This window comes from Koromonas humicola, from assembly GCF_059726255.1.
In genome coordinates, this window is the sequence record NZ_AP040873.1 from 2,290,721 (window position 1) to 2,304,287 (window position 13,567).

Annotated in this window: 11 protein-coding genes; 4 read left to right on the forward strand and 7 right to left on the reverse strand. The window is 54.8% G+C overall.

Annotation, left to right across the window (positions count from 1 at the left end; translation table 11 throughout):
• Nucleotides 1–323: 323 nt before the first annotated feature.
• The 3 genes from AC6IZD_RS09920 to AC6IZD_RS09930 all read right to left on the reverse strand — a co-directional run bounded on the left by AC6IZD_RS09920 (nt 324) and on the right by AC6IZD_RS09930 (nt 2,430).
• Nucleotides 324–992, reverse strand: coding sequence for a nucleotidyltransferase family protein (locus tag AC6IZD_RS09920; protein WP_497787532.1), 669 nt, complete (start codon nt 990–992; stop codon nt 324–326).
• Between the two features lie 129 nt (nt 993–1,121).
• Nucleotides 1,122–1,982, reverse strand: coding sequence for a hypothetical protein (locus AC6IZD_RS09925; protein WP_497787533.1), 861 nt, complete (start codon nt 1,980–1,982; stop codon nt 1,122–1,124).
• Nucleotides 1,983–2,211: 229 nt separating this feature from the next.
• On the reverse strand, nt 2,212–2,430 hold the full coding sequence (locus AC6IZD_RS09930; RefSeq protein WP_497787534.1) for a hypothetical protein: 219 nt from the start codon (nt 2,428–2,430) through the stop codon (nt 2,212–2,214).
• A gap of 77 nt (nt 2,431–2,507) precedes the next feature.
• On the opposite strand from AC6IZD_RS09930, the gene uraA reads away from it, so the two are divergent.
• Together uraA and AC6IZD_RS09940 are read left to right on the forward strand one after the other, a co-directional pair.
• The gene (gene uraA / locus AC6IZD_RS09935; RefSeq protein WP_497787535.1) at nt 2,508–3,905 is read left to right on the forward strand and encodes a uracil permease; all 1,398 of its coding nucleotides are present in this window, start codon (nt 2,508–2,510) and stop codon (nt 3,903–3,905) included.
• A gap of 71 nt (nt 3,906–3,976) precedes the next feature.
• Nucleotides 3,977–5,338, forward strand: coding sequence for an L-serine ammonia-lyase (locus AC6IZD_RS09940; protein WP_497787536.1), 1,362 nt, complete (start codon nt 3,977–3,979; stop codon nt 5,336–5,338).
• 3 nt (nt 5,339–5,341) lie between these two features.
• Here AC6IZD_RS09940 and AC6IZD_RS09945 read toward each other — a convergent pair whose 3' ends face one another.
• Complete coding sequence (locus AC6IZD_RS09945; RefSeq protein WP_497787537.1) at nt 5,342–7,183, reverse strand: glycoside hydrolase family 3 protein; 1,842 nt, start codon at nt 7,181–7,183, stop codon at nt 5,342–5,344.
• Nucleotides 7,184–7,336: 153 nt separating this feature from the next.
• Between AC6IZD_RS09945 and AC6IZD_RS09950 the strand changes: the two genes are divergently transcribed.
• On the forward strand, nt 7,337–9,736 hold the full coding sequence (locus tag AC6IZD_RS09950) for an exo-beta-N-acetylmuramidase NamZ domain-containing protein (protein ID WP_497787538.1): 2,400 nt from the start codon (nt 7,337–7,339) through the stop codon (nt 9,734–9,736).
• Nucleotides 9,737–9,813: 77 nt separating this feature from the next.
• Nucleotides 9,814–11,049 (forward strand): MFS transporter, encoded by a 1,236-nt coding sequence (locus AC6IZD_RS09955; protein WP_497787539.1) that lies wholly within the window; start codon nt 9,814–9,816, stop codon nt 11,047–11,049.
• Between the two features lies 1 nt (nt 11,050).
• On the opposite strand, the gene AC6IZD_RS09960 is transcribed toward AC6IZD_RS09955, so the two are convergent.
• The 3 genes from AC6IZD_RS09960 to rlmN form a co-directional block, all read right to left on the reverse strand.
• Nucleotides 11,051–11,578: a GNAT family N-acetyltransferase gene (locus AC6IZD_RS09960; protein ID WP_497787540.1), complete on the reverse strand. Its 528-nt coding sequence runs from the start codon at nt 11,576–11,578 to the stop codon at nt 11,051–11,053.
• A 101-nt stretch (nt 11,579–11,679) separates the two neighbouring features.
• The gene (locus AC6IZD_RS09965; RefSeq protein WP_497787541.1) at nt 11,680–12,249 is read right to left on the reverse strand and encodes a type 1 glutamine amidotransferase domain-containing protein; all 570 of its coding nucleotides are present in this window, start codon (nt 12,247–12,249) and stop codon (nt 11,680–11,682) included.
• A gap of 102 nt (nt 12,250–12,351) precedes the next feature.
• Nucleotides 12,352–13,479, reverse strand: coding sequence for a dual-specificity RNA methyltransferase RlmN (rlmN, locus tag AC6IZD_RS09970; protein ID WP_497787542.1), 1,128 nt, complete (start codon nt 13,477–13,479; stop codon nt 12,352–12,354).
• Nucleotides 13,480–13,567 lie beyond the last annotated feature (88 nt).

Here is a 13,567-nt window from a genome sequence, read left to right on the forward strand (position 1 = left end):
TCGCGGCTGTCGAGGTAATTATGAAAGCGTTTCGGACGAAGAAAAGTCAACTCACGTTCTCAGCCCAATGCGGCATTGTGAGTTTCAGAACCAATGCCTTTTGACACCCTCTAGTGTTCACACCGATCTCAGCAGCGCTTGAAGTTTGGACTGCAGGTGTCTATCACATCGAGAGTTACGGGCCTGCGTGCAAATATGTTCGCTCCAGCCGACGTCTGCAGCAGAGCACCTGCCTTCTCTGATTTTTTCATTGATTATTCATGGAGAAGCGATTGCGACAGACCACCGAAACACTGCATTCGAGAACAAATGCGAGGAGCGTTCTAGTGGTGAGAGGTTCGAAATCCCTTGGGAGGACTGAGTTTCTCGGCAGCTAATTTGCAGATGTTCGCATAGTCTTCTGGCGTGTCCATATCCATGTGGATTGCCTGATCGATCACCACCACATCTTCTGATAACGATTCATTTGCCGCCAGTAACGCGGAGAGCCGTGAATCAGGAGGCGCATTGAGTATCTCGGGAAACAGATCGCGGGATATCAGGGTAGGGTGTCCCCGACGTTCATCGCATACTGGATAGAGAACGTGCTTCCCACTCTGCATAAACTGCGATCCCAACATGCGAACTGTATTGGGTTCTACCAGTGGAATGTCTGCAGGAAGGATGAAACAAGCTCGTGTCGCGGAGGACACTGCGGCAACGCCGGCCTTGATTGAGGTAAACATCCCGCGATCGAAGTTCTGATTGAGAACGCAGCGCGCACCTGCCATTTCTGCTACGGGCCGAAGTTCTTCAGCACGGTGACCTATTACGACAGAGACGTCGCGTACATTAGCCGAGTGAAACAACTTGATCACCGCTTCTAGTGCCGTACACGGTCCTATGGAAAGAAGCGGCTTGAGTTGCCCCATGCGAGACGAATAGCCAGCAGCCAGGATGATGGCTGACAACTCACCTTCGTGCGAACCCGCGCATGGGACGGTCTGTGTCATGTTGGTGAAATACGCTTCGCCTCTGGAAGCATGATCGAGGATTGTAGCATTGTGCGATTCTGCGGCGACCCTACAAAGAGAATTGGCGGCTCGACTGAGCCGCCAAACATCTTCATTCACCACGCTAAACTACAGGTGAATCGCCACCTCGACGAAAGGAGCGTTCGCAAGCGAGCCATCGTTGTATGGATGGAGATGAAGATCGTTGCCAAACTTGTTTCGCCAGTACTCATACCCCACGCCGATGGAGTAGTTGTGACGTTCACTGAAAAGCGAACCCACGTTATACATCATTTTTGGGTGAAGTAGCGTTTCAGGTTTCGTTCCATTCCCGAATCCATCCTTGCCCTTGGCACTGTTCAACTCTGCGAAACCTTCGAACGAGAATGGAGCCTTGCCAACGTTGAATGGAATGCCCCACGACGTTGCGACCATCGCAGCGCTATTGAAGGTCACGCCCTTAGAAACGATTCCGTTGTTGTTCCACTCCTTGTCCCAGAGCAAAGAAATATTCCAGAAGCCCTTCGGGACTTTTAGCGCGAATGTGGGACCCAGAACCAACATGCGCTTGGCGGATGCAAATTGGTTGTTCTTTGTATTGAGATCGGTGCCAGCGGTAACCAGAACGTCCTTCACCGGACCAAACGCGAATTTCTCCGTTTTCATTGCACTGTTCAAGCTCACATCGTGGCGATACACGACGTAGACCTCAACCGCACCTTCCTTTGTGTCGGTGCTCGAAATCGGGTCAGTGTGGTTGGACTTGAGCATGTCAACGTTGAGGAAGTTGTTCCCCAGTTTGTTTCCCGCGTCAGCGTGGGTGAAGGAGAAGATGTTCTTCGAAATATTCTCCCCATTATTGGTCCCAGGTTCGCGGAAGGAATTGCTATACCACCAACGGATCTGATTGTCCTGAAACTGCGCATGAGCGAGTTGAGTGCTGAATGTAGCGCAAAGTAAGACAGCAGCCGCCAATAATTGCTTAAACATTGAGACCTCAAACAAACCCGGGAGACCGGGGCAAAGGCATCGGACCGTATAACCCGATGACAGTGGGCCATAGTTGTCCACGCACCTATCTGAACAACTGACAGTACTCTGCAGTCAGTTTTCTGACCGCCATGCAATTCTTAACTTGACTTGAGTTATGACCGGAGAGTAGCAGAATCAGAGTATCATCACCTATAAGAATTTTCCCAACAGAATCTGCTAATTGCTCCTAAGCACAACTCAGGGGACTAAGGTACACAGCGAGGTAGCCGTGCACAGGGCTAGAGTCCTGCTTGAAACAGATGATGACGATGGCAACATCTCGGGTAGATGCTAGAATTTGGCAACACTTGAAGATGTCTGCGAGCAGGTATTTACCTGCGTTGCGGGATAATTGCCCTGCACCTACATCCTTGCCCAGATCAGCCGCGATTGTGAGTAGTTCCATCCTTTTCTTCTGAGGCATATCTCGGCACCATGCGGCCGCCCATGTCTTCACACAAAGGTGGTGAAATGAAGGAGTCTATGTTGGACACTGAAACGGAACCTACTATGCGGCAATCGGCGGAGACTCCCAAGCTCGATCCCGCAGACACGCGAGAGACCATTCAGGTCGACCAAAAAGTGCCTCTGCTCAAGGGGATTCCCTTGAGCCTGCAACATCTATTTGCGATGTTCGGGGCTTCTATTCTGGTACCCATTCTGTTCAATCAGGCAGCAGGAACAACGGTGATCGATCCGGCGCTTGTGCTGATGATGAACGGGATTGGAACTCTCATCTACACGTTCGTATGCCGCGGAAAAGCACCCGCATTTCTCGGTTCAAGCTTCGCGTTCATCGCACCAACCATCACGTGCATCACCATGGCAAAAGCGCCAGGTATCGGCTTCCAGCACGCAACCGGTGGATATATCGCTGCCGGCCTCATCTTTGCCCTGGTGTCGCTGATTATCCGCTTCGCGGGTCGCAAGTGGCTTGAAGTCGTCCTTCCTCCAGCGGCGATGGGGCCAATCGTGGCGCTTATAGGCCTCGAACTGGCTCCGGTAGCTACAGACATGGCCTTCCACAAAGGCTCGGCGGTTAGCGGGACGGCAACGCTGATTTCGCTATTCACGCTCTCCGTCGTGGTCATCGGATCGCTAGTGTTCCGCGGATTCTTTGCTGCGATTCCCGTGCTGATTGGCGTGATTGCCGGTTATGCGATGGCTGCGGTCGTCAACATCTTCGTCCCCGGCACGGTCGATTTCTCGCCTCTCCACGGCGCATCGTTGTTCGCAATTCCTCATCTCGTAAGGCCGCTGTTTGACTGGCCCTCCATTCTCGTCATTATGCCAGCGGCACTAGTGGTGATCTCGGAGCATATTGGACACCTATTTGTGACCAGCAACATCGTCGGACGCGACCTGCTGAAGGTTCCTGGCCTACACAATTCCCTGCTCGGAGATGGGCTCTCGACAATGCTTTCGGGTTTCACCGGATCGTGCCCAACGACAACCTATGGCGAGAACATGGGTGTAATGGCGCTGACCCGCGTGTACTCAGTTTGGGTCATCGGCGGCGCCGGCGTCATCTCGATCATGATCGCCTTCTTCGGCAAAGTAAGCGGAGCTATCCGTACGATTCCCACACCGGTGATTGGTGGCGTGAGCATGATGCTCTTCGGCGTGATCGCTGCATCGGGCCTGCGAATGCTGATCGAGGCAAACGTGGATTACTCGCGTAGCAAGAACCTGCTGCTTTCGGCAATCATCCTTGTAGTCGGCATCTCCGGAGTGTCCTTCAAGATCGGGCAGACGCAACTGCGAGGTATGGTGTTGGCCACGATCGTTGGCATGCTTCTTAGCCTATTCTTCTTCATTCTTGAGAAAACCGGGCTCACCGCTGAACCGGACGACACCAGCGTATTTGGTCAACAAGAGTAGCCTTTTCTGTTCCCTCCGCGCCCACGTGCTTACCCCGGCAACTGCGGCGCGGAGTATCATTGAGCCTATCCGTGAGAACAAGCATTTTCGAAATCTTCAAGATAGGAATTGGCCCTTCCAGTTCGCACACAGTCGGCCCCATGCGTGCCGCCCGATCCTTCATCTCTGAGCTTCGAACAGACAATAAGCTAGATGCGGTATGTCGTGTTTGTATTGAGCTATTCGGATCGCTCGCACTTACCGGCAAAGGACACGCGACTGATCGGGCCGTGTTGTTGGGCCTACTTGGTGAATCACCTGAGACTGTCGATCCGGACACCATAGAATCAAGAATCCTCCAGCTATGCGATACCAGAGCATTGGCGCTGGATAAGTCTCATACGATCACGTTCAACGTGGAGCGAGATTTAGTCTTTCACAAGCAGGATTCGCTCCCCGAACACCCCAACGGTATGCGTTTCTCGGCCTTGGACACCAAAGGACATCTTCTCTGTCAGCGGATTTACTACTCGATTGGCGGAGGCTTCATCCGTACCGAGCGCGACACCGCGACGGAGCGGCGGCACACGGTGGTTCGCTACCAGTACTCAAGTGCCGCTGAACTGTTGAGCATTGCCCAGAGCCACTCCATGGCTTTGTGGGAGGTAGCTCTCTCGAACGAGCAGGCTTGGCGCTCTGAGCAGGACGTTCGAACTGGAGTGGCCCATATTTGGAGTGTGATGGATAGTTGCATCCAGCGCGGCCTCCGTACTGAAGGCATCCTTCCGGGCGGCCTAAAGGTAAGAAGGCGCGCACCGATCCTGCACAAGAAATTGGAAAGCTCTGCAAGCCCCGATCCGCTGGTTGCGCTGGATCGCGTAACCGCCTACGCCATGGCGGTAAACGAAGAGAACGCCGCCGGAGGTCGGGTGGTAACCGCTCCGACGAACGGTGCGGCCGGGATCATTCCTGCCGTCGGAAAGTACTATTTGGAGTCTGTGCCCGACGCTTCATCGGAGGGCATCCTTCGATACCTGCTGACCGCCGGAACAATCGGAATCTTGTACAAAGAGAATGCTTCAATTTCTGGAGCTGAAGTCGGCTGCCAGGGCGAGGTCGGAGTGGCGTGCTCGATGGCAGCGGGCGGACTTGTCGCTGCTCTGGGCGGCAACAATCGACAAATTGAGTACGCTGCCGAAATTGGAATGGAGCACAACCTCGGCATGACTTGCGATCCGATCGGCGGATTGGTGCAAATCCCCTGCATTGAGCGAAACGCAATGGGGGCCGTAAAGGCAATCAGCGCCTGCCGCATGGCGATGAACGAAGATGGCGCACACAAGGTATCGCTCGATCAGGTGATTGAGACCATGTATCGCACCGGGCTCGACATGCAAACTCGCTACAAGGAAACATCGCTCGGCGGCTTGGCGCTGAATACGATTGAGTGTTGACGATCAGTGCACAACGGCCGCCGCAGTTCCATTGATGACGCCCGGAATGTTGACAGGCAGATGCCCTCTCGCAGGCATTTCACCAAACAGGAACTTTGCAGCACTCACCTCGGATACCGGCACATTCGAATACGTGCAAACATAATTCTGGATTGCTGGATATTGCGCAATTAGGTACGGACTTCCCATCGCAACAACAACGGTCTTTTCCGACGCTGCCTTGATCACATTGGACAGGATCGAAGAGGAACTCTGTGCCAAAGCTGGTGAGCCACTGTCGCCTGCAGCAGTGCGGCCCGCAGATGGCGTGACGTACACAGCAGCTATGACGCGCTCTGCATTCACGGCTGCCTCCAGCACATGCGGTGCAAGAACCGGGGCGAGCACATCATCCACATAAATCACGCGCACGTCAGGCACTCGGGCGCGTACCTCGCGAACGAGCGTGCGCCCGTTTTCGCTGCGAGCATCGTCGGTGAGGATCATCAGCAGCAATCGATTCCCTGCCGCAACTCCGGGATGATATGCAAATTGCGAGTTCAGCGCGCCGATGGCCCGTGGGATGGGCAGCACATTGCGGGAGGGGTGCTGATTGTCATGCGAAGCTTGACGCACTACCGTAACAGCTTCGTCGGCAATCTTCTGAGCCACAGACAGGTTTTCGGGCCGGCTTACCTCTGTGCTCACGGCGTTCAAATCAACAAAGCGATTCTTGTGCAGCCCCAACGCAGCTTTAGCCAGAAGAATCTTGCGCACAGATTCATCGATACGGCTTTGGGGGATCTCGCCGCGCTTCACTGCCTGAAGAACTCCGTTATATGCGCCATCGAGGTCGCCGGGAATCAAGATGTAATCCGTCCCCGCCTTGATCGCCTGAACCGCGGCACGGCCTGCGCTCTCGGGGGTGTTGCCGCCGAACATGCGTGTAACGCCGTTCATGTCCATAGCGTCGGTAATCACGATCCCTTTGAACCCGAGTTCATTCTTCAGCAGTCGTGAACTGATGGCGTACGAGATCGTCCCAACTCGCGTCGGGTCTGGATCGAGTGCGGGCACTGCCAGGTGCCCCACCATGACAGAATCAACCCCGGCAGCGATCGCCGCACGAAACGGTGGCAGTTCGACCTGCTCGATTCTCTCGCGAGATGCATTTATGCGAGAGACGGACAAATGCGAGTCGGTATCCGTATCGCCGTGTCCCGGAAAGTGCTTCGCCGTCGCCATACCATGCGCGTCGTGGACTCCATTGATGAATGCGGCCACCATGGCACTTACTTGTTTTGGATCTTCTCCGAAGGCACGGGCATTGATGATCGGGTTATTAGGATTTGAGTTCACATCAGCATCGGGATAGAAATTCCAGTGCACCCCGATCGCTCTCGCCTCGGCGGCGGATATCCTTCCGAACTGGTAGGCATACTGTGTGTTGCCTGTGGCGCCGAACGCCATGGCATGCGGAAAGATGGTGCCTCCATGGAAACGCATCGGCAGTCCGCGTTCGAAATCAGCGGCGAACAACAGGGGAAGATCACTGTCGCGCTGAAGCTGATTTGTAAGCGCAGCCGCGTCATACGGACTTCCCTTCAGCAACAAACCGCCGTCCATCGGCGACGTGATTCCAAAAGCGCCAAGATGGTATGCCTTCATCTGATCTCGCAGCCTTGCATAGTCTGGCCCGCCGAAGTTCATGAAATCGACCTTGGCCCACACCATGAATAGCTGCCCGACCTTTTCCTCTAGCGACATCTTGCGAAGCGTTCTATCAGCCCAGCGCACGCCCGAGATATCGGCCTCTGCTGCCGCCGTGGCTACATCATCGTTTGCGCTTTCCGACGTCTTCGGCACTGCTCCAAGGGCAATTGATACTGAGGCGAGGAGAACGAGGCAAATCCATAATGTATTCCGCATACTGGAAACCATAGCACCTAAAATAGCTTTGGGCAGCATGCTTCTTCTTGGGCCAGAGTGCCGACTCTGGACCCCGGTCAGGAGAGTTGGGTGAAGCTTCGTCAGAGATTCCCTGGATCGTTCCTCATCGTCACGATTGTCGCCGCGTTCGCAACTGTGTCCATGGCACAATCCGCAACAGCTCAGACCAACTCAGGGTCCCAAGACTTCACAAGCATCGACCAGATCATGACATCAGCCGTAGCGCATGGCACGATTCCCGGTGGGGTCGTGCTGGTAGGACATAACGGCCAGGTGGTCTATCGCAAGGCGTTTGGCATGCGCTCGCTTGAACCCGTCCGCGAGCGTATGACCGTAGACACGATCTTCGACATCGCTTCTCTTACCAAGTGCGTTGCGACCGCCACCTCGGTCATGAAACTCGAACAGGAAGGACGCATTCGACTCAACGATCCAGTTGCGGTCTACCTGCCTGAGTTCGCTAAGAACGGAAAAGAGAACATCACCGTCCGACAACTACTTACGCACTTCTCCGGTTTGCGCGAAGACCTTGACCTGAAAGCCGCGTGGCAGGGGCGCGAAGCGGCTTATCAGATGGCCATGGATACACAGCCGATATTTTCGCCGGGCTCTCGTTTCCTGTATAGCGACATCAACTTTGAGAGCTTGGGGTTTCTCGTCGAAAAGGTCTCCGGCATGAGGCTTGATGAGTTCGCGGAGAAGAACATATTCGCACCCCTTGGGATGCGCGACACGAGATTTCTTCCACCCGACTCGTGGCGCTCACGCATAGCTCCTACTGAATACGATGATCACCACCAGATCATTCGCGGCCTCGTACACGATCCCACTGCCCGCCGGATGGGTGGGATTGCGGGACACGCCGGGGTTTTCTCGACAGCCGATGATCTATCGCTGTACGCCCAAGACATGCTGATGGGCTTTCACGTTCTCTCGCAACTCAGCGTAGAGAAGATGTCCACAGCCCAACAGCCACCAACGGCTTCTGTCCTGCGCGGACTTGGCTGGGACATCGACTCGCCGTACTCAAGCAGCCGAGGCGAATTCCTTCCAGTCGGATCGTTTGGTCACACCGGATTCACGGGGACGTCACTATGGATTGATCCAGCAACGAACAGTTATGTGATCATCTTGGCGAACGCCGTACACCCGCACGGAAACAATTCCGGAATGGTCTCGCTTCGTTCTCGCGTCGCATCTGCGGTAGCCCAGAGCCTGAACCTGACGCCTTCTGAAAACGAGAGGCTTCGAGTGTCAAAGATCACCGGCTACAACGAGGCATTGTCATCCGCCCGTCTTTTGCCGGCTCGCAACGGCTCTGTCCTGACGGGGATCGATGTGCTTGAGAAGCACAACTTCGCTGAACTTCGCGTCCCGGGACGCCCCAAAACACGCATTGCGCTAATCACGAACCATACAGGCTCGGATAATCACAGCAATCGAACCATCGACGTACTCAGTCATGCCGCTGGCATTCAACTCACGGCGATCTTCAGCCCCGAACACGGGATTGCTGGCGCGGTCGACACCACAGCGATTTCCGACACACGAGATGTTGCGACCGGAGTGCCTGTGTACAGCGTTTACGGAGACACTGATGCAAAGAGGCGGCCTTCGCTCAGAATTCTCAGTTCGGTAGATGCAGTGGTCTATGACATTCAGGACATCGGAGTCCGGTTCTACACCTACGAGACGACACTCGGGTACTTTCTGGAAGCTTCGGCGAAGGCGGGAAAACCGCTATTCGTCCTTGATCGCCCAAATCCGATAACGGGTGTGTACGTGCAAGGGCCGATCAGTGATCCCGGGCGGAAGAGCTTCACCAACTATGCGCAGATTCCGGTGCGTCACGGGATGACAACCGGAGAGTTAGCGCGCTATTACAACAACGAGAAGAACATTCACGCGCGACTCACTGTTGTTTCCATGGAAGGCTGGCAACGCGGCGACTGGCTCGATTCAACAGGAATACTGTGGATAAATCCCTCGCCTAACATGCGCAGCCTAACTGAGGCCGCACTATATCCCGGCGTCGGGATCGTCGAAGCTACTAACGTGTCAGTTGGACGCGGTACCGATGTGCCATTCGAGGTAGTCGGTGCGCCATGGATTCGTCCACAGGAGCTTGCCGCCTACCTCAACCGGAGAGACATCAGTGGAGTTCGGTTTGTTCCCATCACATTCACACCGACGGCGGATGCGTATGCGCAAAAGAAATGCGGCGGCGTGAGCATAGTTGTAACGGACAGGAATGCTCTCGATGCGCCTCAACTCGGGATCGAGATTGCGTCAGCATTGCATACCCTCTATCCGACGCAGTTTGAAACGACTAAGCTTGACCGATTGATGTTGAATGATTCCACAACAAAGTCAATCCTTGCCGGACAGGATCCCCGACGTGTGTGGATGAACTGGATCGATGTCATCGAGAAGTTCAAGACGATCCGTGCGAAATACTTGCTCTACTAAGGTTTCGAAACGCATTTGAGATTCTCTCCCAGAGATGCGTCCTGCGCTGGTTCGCTGAACACTTGATAAACTAGGGTGTGACGCAACTTTCTCAAAGCGATCCCGTACACTCACATCCGCACCGTGGCGTGCTTCCCTTCCTAGGCATGGCAAGTGGCGCGAGTGTAGCTACTATTTACTACAACCAACCGTTGCTCCACGAAATGAGCCACACGTTCCACGCTACCTCCGGCCAGGTCGGGGCAGTAGCGGTCGCCACTCAAATCGGCTATGCCGCGGGAATCCTTATCTTCGTCCCGATGGGCGATGTGATGGAACGCCGCGGGCTGATGGTAAAGCTATTTGCGGCTGTAACTCTCGCCATGTTTGGCGCGGCACTAGCGCCTTCTCTAGCAATGCTGGTTGTCGCCAGCGTGATTATCGGCATGACCGCCTCTGTGACGCACGTCCTCGTGCCGATTGCTCCTGAGTTAGCCGATCCCGGTGACAGTGGACGCGCTATCGGAACAGTGATGACAGGCCTGCTGCTTGGAATTCTGTTGAGCCGCGCTGCAAGCGGCATTGTGGCCGAGGTCCTGGGATGGCGCGCGGTGTTCCTCGTTGCTGCCGGAATCACAGCACTCTTTGTGCCTCTTCTGCGCTGGCGATTGCCACTGCTACCAGCATTGAAGCCTGTTGAGTATAGAGAAGCCGTAATTTCACTTTGGAAGCTGGTGAAGGAACAGCCGACCTTACGCGAAGCATCCATCGTCGGATTTCTGGCGTTCGCAGCTTTTTCGTCCTTCTGGACCAACTTGGCATTTCTACTGGCCACGCCACACTACAAGCTTGGCGCTGGCGTTGCGGGCAGCTTTGGGGTGCTCGGAGCTTCTGGGGCTTTGATTGCCTCTGTTGCCGGACGCATGTCCGATCGCAAAGGTCCACGGTGGGTGATTGCTTTTGCGCTTGCCGGTTTGGGCTTCGGATACTGCATCCTTTGGATTGCGGGCTATCACATGGCAGGCTTGATTCTGGGCGTCATCATTCTCGACCTCGGACAACAGGCTTTGCAGATTGCAAACCAAACGCGAATCTTCGGCCTGGTAGAGGGCGCTCGCAGCCGGATCAACACCATTTATATGATTGTCTTTTTCCTCGGAGGTGCTACCGGATCAGCACTCTCAACCGCAGCATGGTCCAGATGGCAATGGAATGGGGTATGTGCGCTGGGCCTGAGTTTCCTCGCCGTTGCTGGGCTGCGTCATGCATTTGGCTCCCAGCGTGACGTGCTAGGAGAGGCGGGTTCGCTACCCGGTGTTCAGGATGAGAGTTGAGTTACAAGCGCTTCGTCATGAAGATGGCATCGACTTCGCGGTTGTAGTAGCGCTCCAACACTTTGATCCGCTTAAAGCCATGCTTGTCATAAAAGGCCAATGCTGATTCGTTATTCACGGCAACTTCCAACACCACCATAAATGCGGTCATCTTGCGCAGCCGTTCAGAGGCCGCGTTGATGAGCATTGTGCCGAGTCCGTGGCGCCTCGCCTCAGGATGAACATCGATTGTGATGATGTGTCCGTATCCCTGCCTCTGGTAATGAAACGTTACGAATCCTGCAACAGGTCGGCGAGGGCTGGGGTTGTTGGCCTTCAATTTACCTTCGGACGCACCCTCGATATCCCCAGATTCATCTGTCCACTCTGCGACGATTGTGTAAGACCGGCGCTGTTCGATGAAGCTGGCTAGCTCGGGTCGACTGTACGCAATGCCAGGGTCGAAGCAGAGACGATCCAGTTTGAACAGCGGCTCAAAGTCGCGCTTATCGTAATCCCGCAAGGTGAATTTAGGAACGGTCGTCGGCATGGTACGGGTTTCATGTTAGCAGATGAGAGACGACGAAGGCGCAGCGGGTGCATACGGCGTGCGGGGGACGCAGGCGATCCTGCGCCCCAAATGAGCGAAGGTCAAGCCGCTACGCGGGCTCGAACTTGATGCTCTATGAACATCTTGATCATCTCGTCGTTGAAGCGCGGAATGTCTGAGGGCTGTCGGCTGGAAACCCAGTTCCCGTCCCGAACGACTTCCTTATCGGTCCAGAATGCTCCGGCATTCCGCAGGTCGTCCTGAATTGCCTTGTAGCTCGTCATGTGTCGCCCCTTAACCAGGCGAGCAGACGCCAGCAGCCATCCACCATGGCAGATCACAGCAATGGGACGACGAGTCTGGTCGATCCGGCGAACGAACTCCTGCGCAAGCGGGTCTCTACGAAGCGCGTCCGCATTCTTTGCACCGCCGGGCAGGAGCACCGCGTCAAATTGATCTGGATCGGCCTCAGAAAGAGTCTGATCCACTTTCACCTTCTGCATTTTCTTCTCGTGCTGTACAGCTTGAATCTCACCAGCGTGCGGCGCAATTACAACGGTCGTCGCTCCAGCTTCCTCCAGTGCCTTGCGAGGCTCGATGAGCTCGGCTTCTTCAAACAGATCGGTGGCCAGAATCGCCACACGGAAACCTGAGAGGCGCTGTTCAGGCATACTGTTCCTCCAATCCCTTCGTGCATTGGGATGCCCCGTGCATATTCGGAGGTTTCACATTTTAGCTTGAAAGCCAGTGATGAATGCCAATATGCAACAAGTCTAAGTAATGGAGACGAGATCCGTCGTGCGCTTCAGTTGACCACACGCCGCGTAAATGTCCAATCCACGAGGCCGACGGACGTATGCAGGGATGCCAGCAGCAATGAGCGTTTGCTGAAAAACCTGAACGGCTTCCGGTGATGGAGTTCGGAATGGAATCGCCGGTCCTGGATTCAACGCAATCAGATTCACTTTGGCACGGAGGCCACGCAAGAGTGCAACGACTTCACGGGCGTTCTCCGGAGCGTCATTCACACCGGAGAGCAACACGTATTCGAATGTGACACGCTCACGTGCACGCAACGGAAACTCGCGAGCTGCGTTCAACAGTTCCTGAAGGTTCCACTTGCGATTGATCGGCATCACCTGTTCACGTACTTCATCATTCGAACCGTTCAGCGAGATTGCAAGATGCGGCCGCACGGGTTCGCGACCGAAATCAGCGATGCGGGGCACAATCCCCGACGTAGATACGGTCATCCGTGTCTCGGAAATCCCGACTCCCTCGACCAGCAGTCGAACAGCGCGCATGAAGTTGTCGTAGTTTAGAAAGGGCTCACCTTGCCCCATAAACACCAGGTTGATTCGGTCTCGTCCGATGGCGATCTCATGATCATTCAGAATGAGCAGAATCTGTCCGACAATCTCGCCCGCGGTTAGATTGCGCTGCAGTCCAAGAAGGGCCGTCATACAGAATTTGCAGTTCACAGCGCATCCCGACTGTGACGACAGGCAGATGGTTCCCCGACGATGTCGTGAATCGCCCGAGGCCTGCGCCATGTCCATTGTCCCCGAGTCTTCGGTGTCTTCCACTCCATCGCCTTCCGGCATCCAGACCGCCTCGACAGTTTGGCCGTCCGAGAACCGTACTAAGTACCGCACCGTACCATCTTGGGAAACAAACCGTTGGTCGATTTGCGGGAAGCCGATGCTGTATCCTTCAGATACAAAGCGCGAGCGAAGAGACTTGGAAAGAGTGCTTATATGCTCCAAAGCAGTTATTCGCTGACGATAAAGCGCATCGAATAATTGCTTGGCCCTGAAACGGGGTTCACCAAGCGACTCGATCAACGACGTTAGCTCCTCGTACGTGAGCCCTAAAAGCGAGAGTTTTTGAATCTTTGTCATGCATCTAAACTGAAGCTCGTCTGCTACTCCGAGCATCATTATCTTTTTTAAGATTGTACAGTGACCTTTTCGCGGGCTGGCACCAGGC